Source organism: Marinomonas foliarum (assembly GCF_003337275.1).
Lineage (GTDB): Bacteria > Pseudomonadota > Gammaproteobacteria > Pseudomonadales > Marinomonadaceae > Marinomonas > Marinomonas foliarum.
Genome location: NZ_QPJQ01000028.1, coordinates 12,357 through 33,978 on the forward strand (window position 1 = coordinate 12,357; position 21,622 = coordinate 33,978).

The following is a 21,622-nucleotide window of genomic DNA, read 5'->3' on the forward strand; positions in this document are numbered from 1 at the left end:
AGTATCTGCCGTTCTCAGACACTGACCTGTGAGAGCAATGGTACGATCAGATCACGCTCAAGGATCTAGAATGTCAGATTGAGTAGCAGCTAATACAATTTACGTTTAATGTGTGACAACATGAATTGTCTGTCTGAAAAGTTCACTTCACAGTAATTCACTAATCTGGAAGCCTTATTCAGATTTAATGCCGTTTGAAGACTCCGGCCTGTATTAAATTGAATTAACTTCGAAACTGTAAGATCAGGTCGAGCTCTACCTTTTCCCTCTTTTTGAAAAACAGCGACCAAATCTAATCCGAAGGTTCTGTAGAAGGCAATTCGGCTGCACGCAAATTACTAAGCATTTTCAGCAAGAATGTTCGCAGAATATCGGTCTCGTCACTAGACATGTCCCGAACAGCAATAGTGTTCACTTCTTCTGCAAGTGGTTCCAATACACCCCTTAGAGATCTCCCTCTATCGGTAAGATGGACTAGCATCCTAGGCTTGCCTTCGACTATCGGGCGCAACTCAACTAGGTCAGCAACCACCATTCGTTTTACCACGGAATTAGTGGTGGGACCGGATAACCCCACGCGTTCACTAAGATCTCTCTGTGAAACGCCATCCTCTTCCCAGAGCTCTCGAAGATACGCCCAGAAGCCGTGATTCACTCCGTAAGGTTGTATCCTTTCTTCGAGACAATTCTGGAAATCACGAGCCAACTGACGAACGATATGTGCAAGTCGCTCATCGACTAATCTTTCATAACTATTAGGAGAGCTGTAATCCATAGGTGCTAAACAACCAAAATGATATTTATCTTAAGCTAGGAGCCTGTTGAGTATACTTACCATCTTCTCCAGACTCCTCGTTCGCGACTAAACAAATCTCATTGATAAATCGATCGCTTTGACATTCTTAGTGACGTCGCCAACCGAAATATAATCAACGCCAGTCTCCGCGATTGCAGTAATTGTTTCGAGATTAACACCACCAGACGCTTCCAAGGGAACCTTTCCGGCGGCTAGATGCACGGCTTGAATCAAATTCGCTCGATCAAAGTTGTCTAACATGATGATATCAGCTTTAGCATCAAGCCCTTGTTGAACCTCAGCTAGAGTTTCAGCTTCTACCTCGATTTTGATAGCAGGATGAAGCCTACGAGCATTTTCTACTGCGGCAGAAATCGAGCCAGCAGCCATAATATGGTTCTCTTTGATCAGCACTTGGTCAAAGAGGCCGATTCGATGATTCTTTCCTCCTCCGCAAACCACAGCATATTTCTGAGCTGTACGGAGACCAGGAATAGTTTTTCGAGTATCGAGTAGTTTGCAGTTCGTGTGTTGAATTTTTTCGACGTATGTATTGGTTTGCGTAGCCGTTGCTGACAATAACTGAAGAAAGTTCAATGCAGTTCGCTCAGCTGTTACAAGAGATTTTGCCGGTCCTTCAACCTCACAGAGAAGGTCTTCAGCCTTAACTTTATTACCATCAGAAAAGAACCAACTGACTACAATAGTGTCATCTACCTGACGAAACACTTCCTCGAACCAGGCGCACCCACACAGTACAGCATCTTCTCGACTGATTATTCGTGCTTTTGCCGGCGCGTTCGTAGAAATCAAATCCGCAGATACGTCCCCGCTGCCAACATCTTCCAAAAGTGCAAGCTTAACGGTATCTGCCAAATCACTTGGTAAAGTCATCAAAAACCTCAATGCAATGTCATAAAACCCAAAGGGAAACTACGAGTGATCCACCTTCCGAAGCCCATCATCACTTATCGATGAAAAGCCCCTTCTAAAAATCATTCAAAAATCAATCTAGCTAATAATAAAACGGATTAACCCATCTGCCAGAAAAGCATTCTTTCGAATTGGGTAGGACCTCTAACGAAGTCTGATTCGGTGATTATTATAAACCAAACCCTTTACATGATAGCGATATATCTCTAAATTTTCAATAATAATTAGCCTTCTAATAAAGTAATCCTCCCTTTTTTAGCAGGTGCTAAAAGTAGAAGTTGAGTTAGGGAAACTACGATTAAGAAGTTGCGAAACACTCAACCTCTCTTTTTTCAAATAAAAAAACACTGGGTTCCTTCTGTTTTGATGCTTTTCACCACTAAACAAGCTTATCTAGCCTTGTTTAGTGGATTTTGAACGGATTAACCCCTTGCTGCCCGTATCATCTGGTCAACTCTAAACACATTAGCTAAGGCAAACAGCATCGCCAGTTTGTTGTCGTTTTTCGCCAGCCCTCGATAGATCACTTTCCTAAAACCAAACTGACGCTTTATGAACCGAAGTGGGTGTTCTACTTTTGCTCTGATACTGGCTTTGATGTATTCCGTTCGGATAGGTTGCTTGTTTATTCTTGGATGTTTCTTGAAAAGGCGCAGCTTGTTATAGAACAAAATTATAGCGTCGCAGAAGCGGCTGAAGCGATGGGGGTGGGCAAATCCACCATGGATAAATGGGTGAGACAACTCCGCTCAGAGATCCGTGGCGAAGCCCCTAAAGCAACACCAATGACAGATGAGCAGCGTCGAATTCGTGAATTAGAAAAGCAAGTTAAACGCCTTGAAATGGAAAAAGACATTCTAAAAAAGGCTTCAGCTCTCTTGATGTCAGACGAGCTGAAAGGCTTGCGTTAATTCAGCGACTGCAAGAGAGCTTTCCCGTTGATCATCTATGTCAGCTATTCAGTATTCACAGAAGTAGCTACAGGTATTGGCGTGATAAAGCGGTCGGTCAAACACCTGCTCGTATTATACTCAAAGAAAAAGTTCGAGCCGCTTTTGAAGTGAGTGAGGGCTCTGCGGGAGCGAGAACGATCGCAGCGATGGTCACTCAGGGCGGTACAAGCTTAAGTCGGTATGTCGCAAGTAACTTAATGCGCGAACTTGCTTTGCTTAGCTGTCAACAACCTAAACACCGCTATAAACGGGCAAAGCAAGAAAGTTTAGTTGTGCCGAATCTTCTAGCTCGACAGTTCAAAGTGGGCTCTCCTAACAAGGTTTGGTGTGGCGATATCACCTATGTTTGGACAGGAAGCCGTTGGTCTTATTTAGCAGTTGTGATGGATTTATACGCTAGAAAGCCTGTTGGCTGGGCGATGTCTTTGAGTCCGGATTGTGAGCTCATTAGTAAGGCGCTTATTATGGCTTATGAATTAAGAGGAAAACCTAAGGGAGTAATGTTTCATTCCGATCAAGGCAGTCACTTATAACTCGTCAGATAACGAGAAAATGTAACTAGCTAGGGCGGCGTCATTAAAATGAGAAGAGGTAATGTTGACAGCGATAGGAAGTACTTTTCTCTTGTCATTAAGGCAACGACGTAAGCAGTTAAATACTGTTTTATAATAACTATTATCATTACCTGATTTTAATATCAGCTTACACGAAGCATCTTAGGTTAATAATAGTGGTTCATTTGGCTATCTATTACAGATTGCTAGACGTACTATCAGCGACGGTAGTGGTATGTGTACAGCAACTACCTCAAGTACCAAGCAAAATTTGTAAATAGTTAATGAGGAAATAATGACAACAAGACCTGATATAACGATCTCTTCGTTGGATTTGAAGAGAGTAGAAGACCTAATTGATTCGCTTCCTAAAGCGGATATCGCTGGTGTGAGTGAACTAGAAGAAGAGCTTACACGCGCAACGATTGTTGCTCCTAAAGATGTTCCAGACAATATTATCACCATGAACTCAACGGTTAAGTTTATTGTTGAAGCTACAAATAAAGAGTTTGAATTGACGTTGGTGTATCCAAAAAACATGGAATCGAATGGAACAACTATTTCAATTTTAGCGCCTGTGGGTAGCGCATTGCTTGGTCTTTCTATTGGTGATGAGATTGAATGGCCGAAACCCGGTGGTGGAAATTTAAAGATTAAAATCATACAAGTGACGTTCCAACCTGAAAGGGCTGGTGAATATCAACTGTAGTTGACGTTGTAAAAAAGTTTTGGCGATACCCGTTATTGTAAGTATGTAAAAAATTATACATGTGAAACTTTTTTCTTACACATCGTTATCATTCCCGCTGGTCAGATGCTTCAATATCATAGTGAATCAAGCTCTATTGATTAATCAGAGAAATCCTGATGGCGTTGATCCAGCCGCTTTTCAAAAATACTTTGTTCAATTTGGCCGATTCACTGCGGGTACTGCTATCCACTACTCGCAATCAGACTTAGTATCCTCAGGAAAACATCAAGACTTAGCAACAGGACAAACCATTGGTATGCGTTTTCATTCTGCTAAAGTGACTCGCCATGCTGACGCAAAACCTATGCATCTTGGACATAGTATAAAAGCTGATGGTCGTTGGCATATCCTCGCCTTTGCTGGAGAGCAAAGCTTTATGGATAATAACTGCCAAGTTAAAGCACTATGTGAATTTCTACAAAATAATCCGTTATCCCCTATTCAGCGTTTCACACCAAATGGTGCGGATATAGATGAAATGATCACCGTACAAGCGGTTTTCCAAGCATCTCATCGAGAGGTTGAAGTAGACGATATCCATCCGCTTTTACAACCCTCGAAAGATCGCTATGGTTTAACGGATTATGAGAAAGTCTACAGCGCTATTTGTGAAGGCACTTCTTTCTATGACAAACGTGGAATTGATAAGGAGAACGGCTGCATTATTATTGTGAGACCAGATCAATATGTTGCTGATGTTTTGCCGCTAAACGATCATGACGAATTAACAAAATTTTTTGAAGCTGTCCTGAATCCAGTTTCTTAAACATTAACGCCCACTCCTCTCGTTGCCAAACGAGAGGAGTGGTAGCTGATACAGTTGTCAGAGTGTTTATTTAGTATTAATACTACATACGACAAACTCGTTTCCTTCCGAGACTTTGAGTAAAAAGGCCCAATTACGACGACTGCAAGTCGATCCCATGAACTCAACCTATTCGAATACAGAAAAAGGAAATATGCCTGTATTTCTACTTCTTTTGATATTCATTTTTGATATAGTTGTAAAAAAATAGGAAGCCACATGGAAATCAACATTCCCAATTTACGACACTTACGCGTTTTTCTTGCTGTTGCTGAATTTAAAAGCATCACCCGTGCTTCTGAGCGTATTTTTTTATCCCAACCCGCCATTACACAAGCTATCGCAAAATTAGAAAGTGTATTGGGCGCAGCTTTATTTGAACGGCATTCAGATGGTATGTACCTAACCGACTCAGGTGAAGTCTGGCAAAAACGTGTCGCCAGAGCGGTTGATCACATCCAACAAGCTACTCAAGAGATTGTGAAAGACACGACAATTAAAGAGCGCTCTCCGAAAAATCTTATTGCCCTTATTAGTACCACGCAATTACGAGCTCTTATTGCGGTCAGTGAATCGCAAAATTTCAGTATCGCAAGCCGCCAATTGGGCGTGTCTCAGTCTTCTGTTCATCGTGCAGCACGGGATCTTGAAAGGTTATTGGGAGTGATACTTTTCGAAAAAAACAGCTTGGGAATTAGTACTACCAAAGCCGCTAAAACCTTATCGAAAGCCACGAAACTAGCTTTTAGTGAACTACGCCAAGGTATATACGAAATTAACGCGCTGCAATTTAAAGACGTCAGCACCATCACTATTGGCAGTATGCCATTGGCACGCATGACTATTTTGCCCAAATCCATTTTACAATTTAACGAACGCCATCCAGACGTTAATATAAACGTTACAGAGGGCGCTTATATCGATTTATTGCATCACCTGCGTCAGGGAGACATAGACATTATCTTAGGTGCATTACGCCACCCAACACCAGCTGATGATGTGGTGCAAGAGGAATTATGGTCACCACCATTGTCTATAGTTGGGCGAAAAAACCATCCGCTTACAAAGAAAGCACAAATCTGTGTTCAAGATCTAGCTCAGTATGCTTGGGTGGTACCTACAAAAAGTACCCCCACTAGACAGGCCTTTGAGGCATTGTTCCAAGACGTCAATGTTGCTTTGCCAACGCGACTAGTGGAATCAAGTTCACAGGTATTGATTCGTGAATTACTCCTCGAAAGTGATCGACTTACACTTATCTCAGCTCATCAGGTTGAGCGAGAAATTAATATTGAATTGCTCACGGTATTAGATTTTCCGCTTGAACATACTCGTCGTCCAATTGGGCTTTGCGTCCGAAAAAGCTGGCTTCCCACGGTGACACAATCTCATTTTCTTAGCGTACTACGAAAAATATCTGAACACTTTCGTTAACAATGAGCTTAGTCTTGTTGCGAAAACTGAATAGCTTATGCGGTTTATGGATTATCCCCTTCAGATATCAAATGCTAGATTTGTAGTTAATATATATTTGGGTATGACCCCATTCGCACTCGCATAGTTAGGAGTAGATTAATGAGAATTTGTATCGCTGGCGCCTCTGGTGCTTTTGGAATGAAACACATGGACGCCATTGCAGCAATAGACGGCGCAAAGGTGGTATCTGTGGTTGGCACAAAAATTGATGCCATCAAGACATTTGCCCAGGAGCGTGGTGTTCCTCACTACACAACGGATTTGGCTGAAAGCCTCGCCCGTGACGATGTTGACGCAGTGATTTTAGCAACACCTACACAAATGCACGCGGCACAAACGATTCAATGTCTTGAAGCCGGCAAGCACGTAATGTCTGAAATTCCCATGGCTGATACCATTGAAGATGCTCGCAATGTGGTCGCTGCGCACAAGAAAACAAATCTAGTCGCCATGGCTGGTCACACTCGCCGCTTTAACCCATCGCACCAATGGATTCGTAATAAAATTGAAGCGGGTGAATTGACTGTACAACAAATGGACGTGCAGACTTATTTCTTCCGACGTTCCAACAAAAATGCTCTTGGTAAAGCTCGTTCCTGGACAGACCACCTTCTGTGGCATCATGCATGCCACACAGTAGATTTGTTTCAATATCAAACTGGTGAAACCGCCAGTAAAGTTCAAGCTATGCAAGGCCCTATCCATCCAGAGCTAGGCATTGCAATGGACATGAGCATTGGTATGAAGGTACCTAATGGTGCAATTTGCACCTTGTCGCTGTCTTTTAACAACGATGGTCCTTTTGGTACTTTTTTCCGCTATATTTGCGACAATGGAACTTACTTGGCTCGTTACGATGATTTGTACGATGGCAACGACAATAAGATTGACTTGTCCGGCGTTGCTGTATCGAACAACGGTATTGAATTGCAAGACCGTGAATTTATCAATGCAATCAAAGAAGGTCGTACACCAAACGCTTGTGTCTCTCAGGCGATTGAAGCAATGGAAACCTTGCATCGCCTAGAAGAATGCTTAGAAGCCTAAGTCACTCTGCTCTGCCGTGATGAAACACTACTCAAACAGGGAGCCTAGGCTCCCTGTTTTTTATGAAGGATTTTTTAATGTCAGCACAATCACTGTTTACTCATCCACATATTGGCCTTGGTTGCATGAACGTATCTCACGCATACGGTATGCCACTGGAAGAAAACCAAGCTATTGAAGCACTTCAAGCGGCTTTTGAGATGGGCTATCGCCATTTTGATACAGCGACTTTATATGGTGGAGGCAATAACGAATTACTTGTAGGCAAGGCTCTAAAGGATCATCGCAATGAGTTTTTCCTAGCCAGCAAATGCGGTATGGCCATGGTCAATGGCAAAAAAGAAATCAATGGTCGCCCAGATAATCTGCGTAAGCAATGCGAAGATAGCCTAAAACGGCTACAAACTGACCACATTGATTTGTATTATTTGCACCGTTTAGACCCTAATGTGCCTATCGAAGAAAGCGCTGGTACACTCGGTGATTTGGTCAAAGAAGGCAAAATCGGTAATGTGGGGTTATCTGAAGTGTCAGCTGATACGCTGATTCGTGCGCATGTTGAAACGCCTATCAAAGCCATTCAATCGGAATATTCTTTGTGGACTCGCAATCCAGAAATCGCTGTATTAGAAACTTGCCAGAAACTGGGTACCACCTTTGTGGCCTTTAGCCCCTTGGCGCGTGGCTTTTTAACCGGTGTATTAAAAGACATTACCGAATTAGACGCCAAAGACATCCGTAATAACATGCCTCGTTTTCATGCTGAGCATTACCCAAATAACTTAGCATTATTAAATGATTATCTTGCTCTAGCCAAAGACATTGGCTGCACTCCAGCACAGCTTGCCTTAGCGTGGTTGCGTGCCAAAGACGACAACATCGTCTCCATCCCTGGCACACGCTCAGTGCAACACATGCAAGATAACCTTGCCGCAACTCAACTCACATTGGACGCGAAACAAATTGGCTTGCTGGACGAAATGATTAATCAAAATAACGTACACGGCACCCGTTACACCGCAGCTCAACAAGCAGAAATCGACACCGAAGAGTTTTAAATTCACCAAAAAAGGCGAGCCCACCAAAATGAGCTCGCCTTGTAAAATCCCTTTGTAGCACTGTTTTGCTAAGAGTTAACTCTCTGGCATTTCGTGTTCCAGCAGCATTAACCCTGAACCTGTATTGGAAATAGGGGCGTGGTAGTTACGGTGTAATTCTGTCACTTTACCTAATAAGGTACCGCGCATGGCGATGTGCATATTGAGTTCAACGGCTTGAGCGCCACCTTGCTCTACAAGATCTATGTTGGTGTATTTGGTGAGTGCTTCTGGGTCGTTGACTAATTTGTCTAGGCAGTCAATGTCGAAGGCGCGGTTGATAAAGCCTGCACGTTCTCCGTCGAGCTGATGAGACATGCCTCCGGTACCAAACACCACCACATTAATGTCTTTCTCATAGGACTGTACAGCACGGCCAATGGCTTGCCCCAAAGCATAAGTTCGCCAAGGCTGAGCCATTGGGTACTGCTCGCAGTTGATGCACACGGGAATGACTTTTACATGGCCATATTGGTGACCTGGCCACATCAAATTTAGCGGAACAGTTAAGCCGTGATCCACCTTCATTTCTTGGCAGATTGTCATGTCAAAACCTTCGTCAACGATGCTATTGGCGATATGCCAAGATAAATCCGATTCGCCTGTTACCGGCGGTATAGTCGGAATGCCCCACCCTTCGTCGGCATTGTGGTATTCATCCGCTACACCTATAGCAAAAGTAGGTTTTTTGTCGATGAAGAACTCTAAGCCATGGTCGTTGTAAAACAAAATAATGACGTCGGGTTTCTTCTCATTTAGCCAGTCACGCACAGGCGGATACGCATCGAAAAAAGGTTTCCAATAAGGGGTTTGCTCTAACCCATTTGCCATAGCGTTAGCGATTGCTGGGATATGAGACGTAGTGACAGCTCCTATTATGTTCGCCATTAGATTTCTCCTCGTCCGTTTTTCTCAAGCATTGCTTTAAACTCATCAGTACTCATGCCTGTTTGCAACCCACCGATGTCCTGCATGTTCAGCTTTAATAAACCAGCGAATTTTGCTAAGTAATAAATACTGCCACCTTCTCGTAACAAGGCAATTATGTCTTTGTTATGAATGGCGTCTTTTTGTGCGGCACTAAGTTTAAACTTGTCACAATAAGCATTAGGGTCGGTATTAAATTCGTCACGGGCAACTTGTTCGTTAAACGTGTAGCACATTTTATTTAGGCCGTAGCCTTTCTTGGCCATTTGCCCATCAAAAAGATAGGTGCCCTGAAATTGGCGGTCTGTGTAATTACTAGCCATATGGTAACCTCTTATATATTTTGTTGGGATGATACTAAGCCCAATACAAACGCATCGGATTGTCCACCAGCAAAGCTTGTTGTAACTCTGATGTTGGGGCAATATGAGGAATCACGTCCACAAGATGGCCATCATTTGGTGCCTCAACTTTCATGTTTGGGTGCGGCCAATCTGTGCCCCATAAAACGCGATTCGGAAACTGCTCGACTAAAGTACGAGCGAACGGATACACGTCGGAGTAATCAGGTGCGTGTTTGGTTAAACGCTCAGGGCAGCTCACCTTACACCAGACGTTGTCGTTGTCGGCCATAAAGTCTACAAAGCGTTTGAAATCTGGGTGGTCAACACCATTTTTCACATTAGGTGTACCCATGTGATCGACTACTATGGTGGTGTTAAGTGCCTTTAAGAAAGGTATTAATTCTTCTAATTCTGCGGCTTCAAAATACACCACAATGTGCCAACCAAAGGGGCGAATCTTATCTGCAATGGAGAAAAATACTTCTTTAGGGGTGCTATCAACTAGACGTTTTACAAAGTTAAAACGTACGCCACGAACACCTGCGGCGTGCATTTTTTTGATGTCTTCGTGGGTGATGGTGTCGTCCACAAAAGCCACACCGCGGGCCAAATCCCCTGCACTTTCTAACGCATCAATGAGCGCAGAGTTGTCAGTACTGTGACAAGATGCTTGTACAATAACATTACGTGAGAACCCCAAGTGATCACGCAAAGCGAACAGCTGCTCTTTTGACGCATCACAAGGGGTGTACTTGCGTTTTGGGTGGTAGGGGAATTTATCCGCTGGGCCAAAGACATGGCAGTGTGCATCTACCGCACCGGCAGGTGCTTTAAACGTCGGCTTGCTTGGCGTTGGGTGAAAAGGAATGTAGTTTTTGTCCATCATCTTCAAATACCTATTTTATAATTCGTTACTGTGAGCAAATACTTGTCCATCAAACAGTTTACGAGCGGTGCGTAAAATCGCTGCGGAACCCACTTCGCCTTGGTCATTTTGATCTAATATTACCGTCATTGCGCCAATAGGATGTTCTACATCCAAAGTCATTCGTGCACTTGCCTGATAACTGGCGACATCGTTTGCAGGCGAGCCTTTTAATACCGCGGCCGTTGCCACACTGACGGCACCCAAAACACCAATTGAGGCATGACAACGATGGGGAATAAAAGTACGAGTAGATAGCGCCCCACCGTTTGTGGAAGTACTCACCATGGTCATTTTCGGTACCGATTTGTCTTTCACGTTCCCCAGATTCATCATTGGACCAACTTGTAAACGAATCGACTCTAACTTAGCCCGTAATAAGTCATTGGCTTCCAGTTCTTCGCGAGACTCCAGACCTGTGATGCCCATATCCGTCGCGCGCATAATTACAACAGGCATGCCATTATCAATGCAGGTTACTTCAACACCATCGATCACATCGACAACACTACCTGTCGGTAGCAATGAGCCACAACTAGACCCAGCTGTGTCTTGGAATACAATCGGCACCGCCGCTGAAAACCCCGGAACGCCATCAATACGAGCATCGCCTTCGTACTGTACTTCACCATCTTTGACTAACACTCGTGCAACAGCAATTTGGCCAGTATTTTCCATGAAAATACGCACCGAGGTTTCCCCTTCGCACGCCGTCACCAAGCCTCGTTCAATCGCAAATGGCGCAATCCCCGCTAGAATATTGCCGCAGTTTTGTGCGTCGGTCACAATGGCCTTATCAACAAACACTTGCAGGAACAAATAGTCCACGTCAGCGTCGTCACGAGTTGATTTTTGTACCACAGCCACTTTAGAGGTAAGAGGATCTGCACCACCGATACCGTCGATTTGACGCTCATCGGGCGAGCCCATTACGCGCAGTAAAAACTGCGCGCGTGCCTCGTTGTCTGAAGGTAAGTCAGCGGCTAAAAAATAAGCGCCTTTTGAGGTGCCGCCGCGCATCCACATACAAGGTGCACTTTTGTAAATGCCCGTATGTTTAGACATATTTCAGGCCTTTTTCTTTTAGCCGTGCACGCATGTCGTAAATATCCAAACCCAATTCGCCGTTTGCCATACGAATACGTTTAGCTTCCTCGTTGGCCATACGAGCACGAGCAAGCTCAAGCACTTCAGCAGCATTTTCTCGTCGTACTACAACAACACCGTCGTCATCTGCTACGATCACATCACCTGGGTTAATTAGAGTATCAGCGCAAACCATGGACACGTTAACGGAGCCGACGGTTTCTTTAATAGTACCTTCTGAGAATACTGCCTTAGACCAAACTGGAAAATCCATTTGACGCAAATCTCGGGTATCGCGTACGCCGCCGTCAATGATCAGACCCACAACACCGCGGGACTGAGCAGATGTCGCCAATAAGTCACCAAAAAATCCATGGTTAGAAGGCGATGTCGGCGCAAATACCATCACGTCTCCAGGCTGACACTGCTCTATCGCTACATGCATCATCCAGTTGTCGCCGGCGGCACCCGAAATTGTGACAGCGGATCCGGCAATGGTTTTATCGATTTGAATTGGGCGCATATAGTGAGCCAATAAACCAACACGACCCTGAGATTCATGAATGGTCGCTACGCCGCATTGTGCCAAACCATCTATCACGGCTTGCTCTGTACGTTCGATATGTTGCACTACTACATTATTTCGCATGATCTTTTACCCCTAATCATTCAAGCCTTATGCTTTTAATCGAGAAAACACACGACGCGCATTGTCTTCAAAAACGGCCTGTTTTTGCTCAGCACTTAGTACGGTGTTGTTATCGATGTAGCGTTTTGTGTCGTCAAAATAATGGCCACTCTCTGGATCAACGCCACGCACTGCACCGATCATTTCTGAAGCAAACAAGATGTTCTTAGTTGGAATGATGTCCAATAGCAAATCAATGCCTCGCTGATGGTAAACACAGGTATCAAAATAAATATTGTTTAAGACACGTTCGGCCAGATCAAACCCTTGGTCCAGTGCCATACCACGGAAGCGCCCCCAGTGATAAGGCACGGCACCGCCACCATGGGGGATGATGATTTTTAGATCAGGAAAATCTTTAAACACATCTGACATCATTAATTGTTGGAAGCCAGTGGTGTCTGCGCCCAAATAATGGGAACCCGTTGTGTGAAAACAATCGTTACATGCTGCACTTACGTGGATCATCGCTGGAATATCGTATTCGCACATTTTTTCATAAATTGGGTAAAAAGAACGATCAGCCAAAGACTTGTCTTTCCAATAACCACCACTCGGATCAGGGTTCAAGTTAATGCCAATAAAGCCCATTTCTTCAACAGTACGTACGATTTCAGCGACGGATTTACCTGGGTCAACACCTGGTGACTGAGGCAATTGAGCGACCGGTGCAAAGTTGTCAGGAAAAAGATCACATACACGACGGATTAAGTCATTTTGATGCTCAGTCCAATATTGGCTAGTGAATTCATTACCAATGTGATGGCCCATCCAGCTGGCTCGGGGGGAAAATATAGTTAGATCGGTACCGCGTTCTTGCTGTAAACGAAGTTGATTATTGATGATACTGTCTCGAATTTCGTCGTCAGAAACGATGACTTTCCCTTTTTCGCCGACAAATGAAGGGTCTTTAGCTACAGCTGCTTTTTGTTTATCGCGGTATTCACCAACACCAACAGGTGTAGTCGTGTAATGCCCATGGCAATCTATAATCATCTAATAGCTCTCTATAATAATCGTATTTAAAGTCGTGACAAAGACAGTGAAGTCATAAATCGTTTTACCTTGGGGGTATTATGAAACTAAACATTAATACTCCCAATCCGCTTGTGAATAAGCTGGCTATTGTCTTGACTATCTCATCACTTCGTATAAGGAGTATTCTTTATCTAAAGGTAAGTTGGCTATTTCAATTTGTCTTAAAGGGTATTGCATTTTGGTATAGACATGTTTAGCTGAGGAAACAAACATACTCTTTACCTTAATGAGTGATCCTGCTATGGAAGACGCGCTTTATGAAATCACGTCCATGCGTTTGTTTGCTGGATTGTCGTTGGACAGTTCAATCCCTGATCACACAACCATCATGAACTTTAGACACTTACTGGAAAAGCATAAGCTCTCCCGTCAGCTGTTCAAAGAGGTTAACAAGTGGTTGTCCAGCGCTGGTATTTATCTAAAAGAAGGCACGATTGTCGACGCCACCATTATTGAAGCGGCTAGCTCGATTAAAAATAAAGCGAAAGCGCGCGATCCAGAGATACACCAGACTCAAAAAGGGAAACAATGGTTCTTCGGGTTAAAAGCTTACATCGGCGTTGAGGCTAGAACAGGGCTAACCCACAGTCTAAGCACAACGGCGGCCAACGTACACGACATTACAGAAACAGATAAGCTACTTCATGGTGAAGAATGCTTTATCTCGGCCGATTCGGGTTATCGAGGCGCTCAAAAACGAGAAGAGCTAAAAGACATCAAAGCGGATTGGTTGATTGCTGAAATGCCGAGCAAGGTGCGCCTTCTCAAGAAAAATCCAAGAATAAATAAGCAACCTATCCGAACGGAATACATAAAAGCCAGTATCAGAGCAAAAGTAGAGCACCCGTTTAGGATCACCAAGCGACAGTTTGGTTTTAGGAAAATCGTCTATCGCCTAAGCAACATTGATACTCTCCGATTAACGCATTCTCCAGACGAGCTAATTCTGCAACAATTCCGCCAACTAGTAGAAGTCGAATATCAAAATAGAAGGACAGTTTATTTTTATTGTCAGACGTTGAGTTTGACCTATGGTCGTCTACATGCGGTTTGTCAGCGTAACCTTAACAAAACACCTTTGCAGTTAATAAATAACCGAATTTTGATGGAAGCAACCTTTAGGCTAAAAGAATCATCAAGCTCCATACAAGCCATTGCCAACAGTCTGGGCTATCAGGACGCCAGCCAGTTTAGTCACTTTTTCAAAAAAGAAGTCGGTATATCACCCAGTCAATTTAAACGTATTCATTCCGGAAAAAAGGGAAACGCTCCTGAAGGAGCAAAGCAAGATTTTTCTGATTGGCCTTAGTTACTTCGATTATTTGGTTTGTGTACATTACAGCAATGAACATTAAGATCTACATATCCAAATTCGCCTACTGTGTACTCTTTCTGATATGAATGATCGCCATCGTCACTTTACCCGATTTCCCTTTGGACATGTCTTTTCTGCTTCAATAAATTTTCGACGTGCGTGTGCCAAGCAACTAGGCTGAGTAGCCATCTACATTCAGGTGCCCATCGCCCCCTTGTAAGTATCAAAATCCTATACTTATACGAACGAAAGTGAATAGATAAGTTACCACACATAACAAATGTTATAAGGTAACATAAATAATGCATTTTAAATTTATATTACTTTAGGAGTTTCGTCATGCGCGAAAAAAGACAGCCCTCATTATCAGTGCCCACTCAGCAGACTTTGTATGGAGGTGCGGTGGCGCTATAGCATTGCACCAAAAATTAGGTTACGAGGTGACAATCGCCTGTTTGTTATATGGAGAGCGTGGCGAATCCGCCAAACTTTGGAAACAGGAAAATATGACGCTTGAGAAGGTAAAGATAGAGCGGCGTAAAGAAGCTGAGGCCGCCGCTCAGGCACTTAACGCACATGATATTCATTTTTTTGATTTTGGCGATTATCCACTGGAGTGAGCAGATGGAGTGGAAACCAGACACCTTCCTAGACATTACTGAAGTATGGGAGGAGAAGAAAGCTGCTATCGAATGTATGCAAGGACAAGAACATCTTTGGAAATTCTATGAAAACCTAGCTGAAAATCGTGGCAACCACTTCCGCCGTAATTCAGGTGGTCAAAACTGTTAACATGCCGAGGTTTTTCAATCTCTTTATCCACGATGCGTCGATTCTTTATAAAAGCATCTAATCTTAATCGTGCCCTGATTTCATCCTCAGGGTACACTGACTGCGACAAGAAAACTGTCTAAGCTGATAACTCTGTTTTTTTACGTTTCGTTGATCACTACTGGTTGAGCTTTTGGCTTGGCCAGTGTCTAATATTAGATTATTTAGTGATGCTTGGACTGCTAAGCCACTTCTTGTAATCTGAAAATCATGCCACTTTAACCGCATAATAACGGCGTTTTTCAAGGTAGTTGTCGCCTAAAGTAATTAAGCAGCGTCTTTGTGTTGCTCTGGATTTAATTACACATCACCTATTTCTTTCTGCTTTTGACCAACGCTCAGGGCGCTCTTTCTTTTTCTGCTGATACAAGCCCGCTCGTTTCGCTAAGATTACTTGATCAAGCCCTGCATGCCTTTGATTTGGCGTGACAAACTGGATTCGACTATGGCGGTGTTCATGGTTGTACCAAGACACGAACTCTTTGACCCACTCTCTCGCACATTCCAGGGTTTTAAACCCTTCTGACGGCCATCTAGGGTGATATTTCACTGTTCTAAACAGCGACTCCGAGTATGGGTTATCGTTACTCCCCCTTGGACAACTGCGGGAGGTCACAACGCCAAGATCATACCTTTTTGCTCTCATCGTTAAGCTCTTTATGGGCGCACCGTTTTCTGAGTGTAAGACAAGATCTTTTTTAACGCATTTTTCTGCCCAAACACTACGCTCCAGTAGATCGGCGGCATGCTCTCCCGTTTCTTGATGATGCACCTCCCAACCCACTATTTTTCGACTGTAAATATCTTCTATCATGTACAGGTAGTAGTGCTGCCCAATCACGGTGGTTGACAGATAGCTAATGTCCCAACTCCACACCTCATTGGCTTTTTTCGCCGTGTAGCTTGTGGGCCTTTTATGGGCGTTCCTTGGTGCTGCTTTTCCTCTGTGATGAAGCATATTTTCCGCTTTTAGGAGACGATAAAAGCTGGATTCCGAGGCAATATACTCGCCTCTGTCGGCCAATATAGGGACGATTTGGCTAGGTGGCAGGGAAGCAAACTCGTCACGCTTGCAGACCTCAAGTATCTTCTGCCGCTCTACCTCACTCAGCTTGTTTGCCGGGGTGGGCCTTATCGCTGTGACTCTTCTATCCTCACCAATAGAGCCATCACTATACCAACGCTGTAACGTCCTGATCGATAAACCAATCATCTCGCAGGCAGGCTCTTGTCGTGCCCCTGACTCAACCGCATGACGGATCCACTGCGCATACTTTTGCCTATCGGCCAGCGTGATTAGCTGTCCTCTTTTTCCTCCCAATAGGCATCGAACTTTTTTCCCAGCACCAGTAGCGCAGCACTTTCTGCTAACGCTTTCTCCTTTCGTCTGATCTCACGCTCTAGTTCTTTAATGCGTTTTTGGCCGTTTGTTGCTCCGCCGTGAGCTTAGTGTTTCTTGTCGATTTCACCGTGTTGCCAGCAATACAGGCTTGCTTCCATCGCTTTACTTGCTCAGGGTACAACCCTTTTTCTCGACAGTACTGATGCAGATCCGCTTCAGACAAGGCAGCAGTTTCAAGTACGACAGCAAATTTTTCTTCATTTGACCACTTATCTGATGAACTCACTTTTGACTCGCTAAATCCTGATGTGTTGAATTGCTTTTGCCAACTACACAGGGTGGAGAGCTTAATGCCTTCTTGTTCTGCAAACTGTTGTTTGGACAATTCGCTTTGGCTGAGTTTCTGTAAGATAGCTTCTTTAAAGGCACTTGAATGTCTTTGGTAATTCACTGGTTTTAACTTACCGCTCCCTGTCTATTTAAAATAACAAATGAGGCGACAACTATCCTGACACAGGGGGTAAGCTTGCTCTTGATATTGCTCGTGATATTCCTGCCACAACAGCATCTTCGTCATGCCTTTTCGTCTGAGTTCGACAGCGTATTGAGTGAAGTCTGGCATGACTTTATCCCGACTGGCTTTTTTACCGTGATACAGCGCCTGAGTGAGATCGGCATCGCTGCAACTTTCGGGTAAAGGCCAACCTATCTGACTTTGTTTAAAGCGAGCGTTAAGTTCTGAGACCGTTGCAAGGCTAACATTGAGGCAACTGGCAATATTTCGGTAGGACAACCCACAGTCGTACTTAAGGCGTAATATTTCTTTAATTTTATTCATTGGAGTTCTCTTTTTTGCCATGATCGCTTCCTCACCTTCTTGCTTGAAAAGGAAAGAATAGCGAGTTATTGATTTAAAAGAGAAAAAGGTAGGATTCCGGGCATTCCGAACGCGGTTTTCGCTCTTCCGAACGCTGATTTCGGAGTTCGCTTAAAAGTGTTCGGATCATACCGAAATGGCTGTTCGGAATGCTCCGAAATATGCACTTTTGTGGATTGCTGATGAATTAGCACCGGTTATAATAGGAATTTTTGCTGGCGTAATGCTGGATAAGCTTTTTGTTTGCGCGGCAATTGGGCTTATCGTCACAAATCTTTATCGCAAATTCAAAGATAACCAACCAGATGGCTATTTAATGCACCTTCTTTATTGGTTTGGGATTCCCATTACGAAAGCCAAATCTTTCAAAAAAACTTATTCACGGAGATATACTCCATGAAGCTTAGTAGCTATATGAAGTCTTGGGGAGAGACTCAGAATGAGAAAAAGTGGTCGCACATATTTATCGTTGGATTAATCGTCGCGATTATCGTTTTGAGTTTGATACTTACCAATAAAAAACGATTGTAACGATCCAGCCTTTCATCCTCAAAAGCGAGGCGTGGGTGGCAGAAGCTAACGCTTCACAAAGCTATAAAGAGGCTTGAGGTTTACGCTTGTAAAGCTTTTTGGCAATGTAACGAACACAAATGTGGAATCTATCAAAGAAAAAATTTCCACCCTTTTGTCCCTAAAGATTTACTCTGATGTAACGATCGTTCCTCATGGAATACCGCCGCAATAAATGTTTTTTAACCTTGATAATCAGACTAGTCTTGTCGGACTTTATTCTAATCCGATAGCTGAACGCTGGTTAGTTTTACTTCGAAAATCTACTGGTAAAATATAAAAAATTAATGGGAACCGGAATATTCATTCTAATGCTCTATCAAAATGCATGTGTTTTAAATAAACATCGATAAATTTTTGCACAGCTGGTAGCTTTTCACGGTTTTTAGAGCTGTATAGGTAAAAGTTACGATAAATTATCGGGTCACAAATAGGTACCATTACCAGCTCATTTTGTTTAACCGATTCAAACGCGTAGGGCAAACACAAGGTCACGCCTAGGCCGTTTTTCACCATACTAAGTGCCGTAGACATAAAGTTCACCTGATGCTTCGGTTTGATAATGTAGTCGGCTGAGTCTCGCATTAAATTTTCTATTAAAAGATCCGTAAATGTTCCTCGAAGCGTTATCAGCTCCAAAGAGGCAATGTCTTTCCAGCGAATACGGCCGCCTTGTGCAATAGGGTGGCTAGGCAAAGTCGCTAAATGAAATGGCTGAGAAAAAATCAAACGCTTGCTCAACGAGGTTTGTAGCTTACGCTCTGGTCCAATACCTATATCGGCTTCACCACTGCTGACGATGTCTTGTATTTTTTCGACCCCACAATCAATCATGCTGACTTCCACTTGTGGGTACATGGTGTTGTACATGGAGATAATTCTAGGCAGCTCAACTGACGCCAATTGTTGAGCTACAGCAATTCTTACCTTGCCATAATCCAGTTCTTTAAGCCCCTTTACCTCGTTGGTTAAGGTGTCCATTTCATCCAACATGCGAATCACAGCTGGAAGAATATTGCGGCCCGCTTCTGAGGTTTCTAGCTTTCTGGTTGAGCGGTCAAACAGCCCAAGTTCTAAGTTATTTTCTAATTCTTTGATAATGCTGCTTAAAGCTGACTGAGTAATGTGAAGGGTCTCTGCTGCCTTGGTGAAGCTACCCTCTTGATGGACGGCCAAAAAAGCACGTAACTGTCGCAACGTAACATTCATAAGTTTAACCCATATATATATAAATAATTTCTGTTTGTCTTATAAATATATACCTTCTACTATTTTCTCATCAACACAAACACACAAAAGAATTATTTAAATAGAGGTCAAGGACTTATGGATAAGAAAAAAACATTTGTACCTGTTGAGAAAAACAGCGATTTTTCTATCTACAATTTACCTTATGGGATTTTCAGCAGTGAGTCGTTAAGCCCGCGCGTTGGGGTCGCCATTGGCCATCAAGTATTGGATTTAAGCCAACTTGAATCCGCTGGTCTTTTGCCTACTTCAAACAACCCTGTCTTCCATAACAGCACGCTTAATCCTTTTATTTCATTGGGTAAAGCCGTTTGGCAACAAACCCGAACGTGTTTACAAGACCTACTAGACGCAGACAACCCAGAGCTGCGTGACAATCAAGCGTTGCGCACTAGCGCCTTGATCGAGCAGGCGAGCGTACAAATGCACTTGCCTATTCATGTGCCTTCTTATACCGATTTTTACTCATCACGAGAGCACGCCTTTAATGTTGGCTGCATGTTCCGCGGGCCAGAAAATGCACTCATGCCAAACTGGACAGAATTGCCAGTGGGCTACAATGGCCGAGCCAGCTCTATCGTCGTCAGTGGCACCGACATCGTGCGCCCAAGCGGCCAGATCAAAACACCAGACGCTGATCGCCCCGTTTTCTCGGCGTGTCGCAAACTGGATTTTGAGTTAGAAACAGGCTTTATTGTGGGTCGTTCTAACGCCCTAGGTGAGCCCATTCCTGTTGAAGAAGCCCATGAGCACATCTTTGGTATGGTGCTACTCAATGATTGGTCAGCGCGAGACATCCAACAATGGGAATATGTGCCACTTGGGCCTTTTAACTCTAAAACTTTCGGATCTTCTATTTCACCATGGGTCGTCACCCTAGAAGCATTAGAACTGTTCCGCTGCCCAGCGCCTCAACAAGAACCGCTGCCATTGCCTTATTTGCGTGAGAAACGGGACAACAACTACGATATTAATCTTGAAGTGGCGTTTGATGTGGCGGGTGAAGAGACCGTGATCAGTCAAACTAATTTCAAGTACATGTACTGGACTATGGCTCAGCAACTGACTCACCATGCGATCAGTGGTTGCAACATGCAGGTAGGCGACTTGTTAGGCTCAGGCACTATTTCAGGCAAGGAAAAAGACAGCCGTGGCAGCCTACTTGAGCTTACTTGGAACATGTCTGAACCGCTCACACTCAAAAATGGTGAATCACGTAACTTTATAGAAGACGGTGACAGCATTGTGATGCGTGGCTATGCACAAAAAGAGGACGTACGAGTTGGCTTTGGCGAAGTGCGAGGCAAGGTTCTTCCTGCTCATACGTTTAACTTTTAAGGCAAGATCATGATTCAGCTTTACAGTTATTTTAGAAGTTCGGCAGCGTACAGAGTGCGCATTGCTTTGAACCTTAAAGAAATGCCGTATGAGTATCTCCCTGTACATCTGCTCAACAATGGCGGAGAGCAACACAGTAGCCACTATGCGTCTTTAAATCCGATGAAACTGCTGCCCACGCTGGTTGATGGACAAACGGTGTTGTCTCAATCTTTGGCCATTATTGAATATCTTGAAGAAGCATATCCCGATACGGTGTCGCTGCTTCCAGATAGCCCTGAGGCGCGCGCGCACGTGCGCGCCATCAGTCAGATGATAGCCTGCGATGTGCACCCTCTTAATAACTTACGAGTGTTGCAATATTTAAATTGCTCGTTTGATGTCGATGATGCACAGCGTCAACAATGGTACACGCATTGGATCACAGTGGGTTTTGATGCGTTAGAAAAAGTGATCGCAAAACAGCCAGGTAAATTCTGCTTTGGGGATACCCCAAGCCTTGCTGACTGTTGTCTGGTGCCACAGATTTACAATGCTAAACGCTTTAATATGAGCCTTGAGGCTTACCCACATATTGTATCCGTTGACGAGCATTGCAAAGACCACCCCGCTTTTGTGCAAGCAGCACCAGAGCAACAACCTGATATGGCTTAACCACTTAACCGACTAAAGGAAACTCTC

19 protein-coding genes and 6 pseudogenes are annotated in these 21,622 nt (G+C 43.8%); 13 read left to right on the top strand and 12 right to left on the bottom strand.

Annotation, left to right across the window (positions count from 1 at the left end; translation table 11 throughout):
* Window positions 1-292: 292 nt before the first annotated feature.
* From DFP77_RS13855 to DFP77_RS13865, 3 genes and pseudogenes are all read right to left on the bottom strand, one after another.
* Window positions 293-775, bottom strand: a complete 483-nt coding sequence (locus tag DFP77_RS13855) for a MarR family winged helix-turn-helix transcriptional regulator (RefSeq protein WP_072842438.1) — start codon at window positions 773-775, stop codon at window positions 293-295.
* Between the two features lie 87 nt (window positions 776-862).
* On the bottom strand, window positions 863-1,690 hold the full coding sequence (gene nadC, locus DFP77_RS13860; protein WP_072842437.1) for a carboxylating nicotinate-nucleotide diphosphorylase: 828 nt from the start codon (window positions 1,688-1,690) through the stop codon (window positions 863-865).
* A 461-nt stretch (window positions 1,691-2,151) separates the two neighbouring features.
* A pseudogene (locus DFP77_RS13865) lies at window positions 2,152-2,373 on the bottom strand (transposase); the annotation flags it as partial.
* On the opposite strand from DFP77_RS13865, the pseudogene DFP77_RS13875 reads away from it, so the two are divergent.
* The 6 genes and pseudogenes from DFP77_RS13875 to DFP77_RS13900 form a co-directional block, all read left to right on the top strand.
* Window positions 2,365-3,209: pseudogene (locus tag DFP77_RS13875) on the top strand (IS3 family transposase); the annotation flags it as partial. The pseudogenes DFP77_RS13865 and DFP77_RS13875 sit on opposite strands and share 9 nt — an antisense overlap.
* A 322-nt stretch (window positions 3,210-3,531) precedes the next feature.
* On the top strand, window positions 3,532-3,945 hold the full coding sequence (rnk, locus tag DFP77_RS13880) for a nucleoside diphosphate kinase regulator (RefSeq protein WP_072842434.1): 414 nt from the start codon (window positions 3,532-3,534) through the stop codon (window positions 3,943-3,945).
* Between the two features lie 121 nt (window positions 3,946-4,066).
* Window positions 4,067-4,753, top strand: a complete 687-nt coding sequence (locus tag DFP77_RS13885; RefSeq protein ID WP_258861168.1) for an FAD-dependent phenol hydoxylase family protein — start codon at window positions 4,067-4,069, stop codon at window positions 4,751-4,753.
* Between the two features lie 258 nt (window positions 4,754-5,011).
* A complete protein-coding gene (locus tag DFP77_RS13890) occupies window positions 5,012-6,226 on the top strand; it encodes a LysR family transcriptional regulator (protein WP_072842362.1) in 1,215 nt (404 codons plus the stop codon).
* A gap of 141 nt (window positions 6,227-6,367) precedes the next feature.
* Complete coding sequence (locus DFP77_RS13895; protein WP_072842363.1) at window positions 6,368-7,315, top strand: Gfo/Idh/MocA family oxidoreductase; 948 nt, start codon at window positions 6,368-6,370, stop codon at window positions 7,313-7,315.
* 77 nt (window positions 7,316-7,392) lie between these two features.
* Complete coding sequence (locus DFP77_RS13900; RefSeq protein WP_072842364.1) at window positions 7,393-8,373, top strand: aldo/keto reductase; 981 nt, start codon at window positions 7,393-7,395, stop codon at window positions 8,371-8,373.
* Between the two features lie 75 nt (window positions 8,374-8,448).
* Here DFP77_RS13900 and DFP77_RS13905 read toward each other — a convergent pair whose 3' ends face one another.
* From DFP77_RS13905 to DFP77_RS13930, 6 genes are read right to left on the bottom strand one after another with little or no spacing between them, the layout of a single operon-like run.
* Window positions 8,449-9,300, bottom strand: coding sequence for a class III extradiol dioxygenase family protein (locus DFP77_RS13905; protein WP_072842365.1), 852 nt, complete (start codon window positions 9,298-9,300; stop codon window positions 8,449-8,451).
* Window positions 9,300-9,662 (bottom strand): protocatechuate 4,5-dioxygenase subunit alpha, encoded by a 363-nt coding sequence (locus DFP77_RS13910; RefSeq protein WP_072842366.1) that lies wholly within the window; start codon window positions 9,660-9,662, stop codon window positions 9,300-9,302. Before DFP77_RS13910 ends, DFP77_RS13905 begins: the two co-directional genes overlap by 1 nt.
* Before the next feature lie 34 nt (window positions 9,663-9,696).
* A complete protein-coding gene (locus tag DFP77_RS13915) occupies window positions 9,697-10,569 on the bottom strand; it encodes an amidohydrolase family protein (RefSeq protein WP_084122669.1) in 873 nt (290 codons plus the stop codon).
* 15 nt (window positions 10,570-10,584) lie between these two features.
* Complete coding sequence (locus DFP77_RS13920; protein ID WP_072842367.1) at window positions 10,585-11,673, bottom strand: 4-oxalomesaconate tautomerase; 1,089 nt, start codon at window positions 11,671-11,673, stop codon at window positions 10,585-10,587.
* A complete protein-coding gene (locus DFP77_RS13925; protein WP_072842368.1) occupies window positions 11,666-12,343 on the bottom strand; it encodes a 4-carboxy-4-hydroxy-2-oxoadipate aldolase/oxaloacetate decarboxylase in 678 nt (225 codons plus the stop codon). The genes DFP77_RS13920 and DFP77_RS13925 overlap by 8 nt, the downstream gene beginning before the upstream one ends.
* Window positions 12,344-12,370: 27 nt before the next feature.
* The gene (locus DFP77_RS13930) at window positions 12,371-13,378 is read right to left on the bottom strand and encodes an amidohydrolase family protein (protein WP_072842369.1); all 1,008 of its coding nucleotides are present in this window, start codon (window positions 13,376-13,378) and stop codon (window positions 12,371-12,373) included.
* Window positions 13,379-13,646: 268 nt separating this feature from the next.
* Between DFP77_RS13930 and DFP77_RS19845 the strand changes: the two are divergent.
* The 4 genes and pseudogenes from DFP77_RS19845 to DFP77_RS19975 form a co-directional block, all read left to right on the top strand.
* Window positions 13,647-14,307 (top strand): annotated as a pseudogene (locus DFP77_RS19845) (IS5 family transposase); the annotation flags it as partial.
* A 131-nt stretch (window positions 14,308-14,438) separates the two neighbouring features.
* Window positions 14,439-14,729: pseudogene (locus tag DFP77_RS19850) on the top strand (helix-turn-helix domain-containing protein); the annotation flags it as partial.
* A 422-nt stretch (window positions 14,730-15,151) separates the two neighbouring features.
* Window positions 15,152-15,355 (top strand): PIG-L family deacetylase, encoded by a 204-nt coding sequence (locus DFP77_RS19970; protein ID WP_281251036.1) that lies wholly within the window; start codon window positions 15,152-15,154, stop codon window positions 15,353-15,355.
* Between the two features lie 4 nt (window positions 15,356-15,359).
* Entirely contained in the window at window positions 15,360-15,527 is a 168-nt protein-coding gene (locus DFP77_RS19975; protein ID WP_281251037.1) for a PIG-L deacetylase family protein, read from the top strand.
* 339 nt (window positions 15,528-15,866) lie between these two features.
* Here the strand turns inward: DFP77_RS19975 and DFP77_RS13945 are convergent.
* Window positions 15,867-17,359 (bottom strand): annotated as a pseudogene (locus DFP77_RS13945) (IS3 family transposase).
* A gap of 27 nt (window positions 17,360-17,386) precedes the next feature.
* Window positions 17,387-17,767: pseudogene (locus tag DFP77_RS13950) on the bottom strand (IS21 family transposase); the annotation flags it as partial.
* A 154-nt stretch (window positions 17,768-17,921) separates the two neighbouring features.
* On the opposite strand from DFP77_RS13950, the gene traL reads away from it, so the two are divergent.
* Window positions 17,922-18,185 carry a type IV conjugative transfer system protein TraL gene (gene traL / locus DFP77_RS13955; protein WP_114412835.1) on the top strand — a complete coding sequence of 88 codons (264 nt, stop codon included), beginning with the start codon at window positions 17,922-17,924 and terminating at the stop codon, window positions 18,183-18,185.
* 473 nt (window positions 18,186-18,658) lie between these two features.
* Here the strand turns inward: traL and DFP77_RS13960 are convergent, their stop codons facing one another.
* Window positions 18,659-19,564 (bottom strand): LysR family transcriptional regulator, encoded by a 906-nt coding sequence (locus DFP77_RS13960; protein ID WP_114412836.1) that lies wholly within the window; start codon window positions 19,562-19,564, stop codon window positions 18,659-18,661.
* A 117-nt stretch (window positions 19,565-19,681) separates the two neighbouring features.
* On the opposite strand from DFP77_RS13960, the gene fahA reads away from it, so the two are divergent.
* Window positions 19,682-20,941, top strand: a complete 1,260-nt coding sequence (gene fahA / locus DFP77_RS13965) for a fumarylacetoacetase (protein ID WP_114412837.1) — start codon at window positions 19,682-19,684, stop codon at window positions 20,939-20,941.
* A 9-nt stretch (window positions 20,942-20,950) separates the two neighbouring features.
* The gene (gene maiA, locus DFP77_RS13970) at window positions 20,951-21,595 is read left to right on the top strand and encodes a maleylacetoacetate isomerase (RefSeq protein ID WP_211537288.1); all 645 of its coding nucleotides are present in this window, start codon (window positions 20,951-20,953) and stop codon (window positions 21,593-21,595) included.
* The last annotated feature ends 27 nt before the right edge of the window (window positions 21,596-21,622 follow it).

Coding starts and splice junctions, on each gene's coding strand:
- DFP77_RS13910 (WP_072842366.1), bottom strand. CDS start 9,662: ATGGCTAGTAATTACACAGACCGCCAATTTCAGGGCACCTATCTTTTT.
- rnk (WP_072842434.1), top strand. CDS start 3,532: ATGACAACAAGACCTGATATAACGATCTCTTCGTTGGATTTGAAGAGA.
- DFP77_RS13895 (WP_072842363.1), top strand. CDS start 6,368: ATGAGAATTTGTATCGCTGGCGCCTCTGGTGCTTTTGGAATGAAACAC.
- DFP77_RS13925 (WP_072842368.1), bottom strand. CDS start 12,343: ATGCGAAATAATGTAGTAGTGCAACATATCGAACGTACAGAGCAAGCC.
- fahA (WP_114412837.1), top strand. CDS start 19,682: ATGGATAAGAAAAAAACATTTGTACCTGTTGAGAAAAACAGCGATTTT.
- nadC (WP_072842437.1), bottom strand. CDS start 1,690: ATGACTTTACCAAGTGATTTGGCAGATACCGTTAAGCTTGCACTTTTG.
- traL (WP_114412835.1), top strand. CDS start 17,922: ATGGCTGTTCGGAATGCTCCGAAATATGCACTTTTGTGGATTGCTGAT.
- DFP77_RS13855 (WP_072842438.1), bottom strand. CDS start 775: ATGGATTACAGCTCTCCTAATAGTTATGAAAGATTAGTCGATGAGCGA.
- DFP77_RS13915 (WP_084122669.1), bottom strand. CDS start 10,569: ATGATGGACAAAAACTACATTCCTTTTCACCCAACGCCAAGCAAGCCG.
- DFP77_RS13890 (WP_072842362.1), top strand. CDS start 5,012: ATGGAAATCAACATTCCCAATTTACGACACTTACGCGTTTTTCTTGCT.
- DFP77_RS19975 (WP_281251037.1), top strand. CDS start 15,360: ATGGAGTGGAAACCAGACACCTTCCTAGACATTACTGAAGTATGGGAG.
- DFP77_RS13905 (WP_072842365.1), bottom strand. CDS start 9,300: ATGGCGAACATAATAGGAGCTGTCACTACGTCTCATATCCCAGCAATC.
- DFP77_RS13960 (WP_114412836.1), bottom strand. CDS start 19,564: ATGAATGTTACGTTGCGACAGTTACGTGCTTTTTTGGCCGTCCATCAA.
- maiA (WP_211537288.1), top strand. CDS start 20,951: ATGATTCAGCTTTACAGTTATTTTAGAAGTTCGGCAGCGTACAGAGTG.
- DFP77_RS13900 (WP_072842364.1), top strand. CDS start 7,393: ATGTCAGCACAATCACTGTTTACTCATCCACATATTGGCCTTGGTTGC.
- DFP77_RS13930 (WP_072842369.1), bottom strand. CDS start 13,378: ATGATTATAGATTGCCATGGGCATTACACGACTACACCTGTTGGTGTT.
- DFP77_RS13920 (WP_072842367.1), bottom strand. CDS start 11,673: ATGTCTAAACATACGGGCATTTACAAAAGTGCACCTTGTATGTGGATG.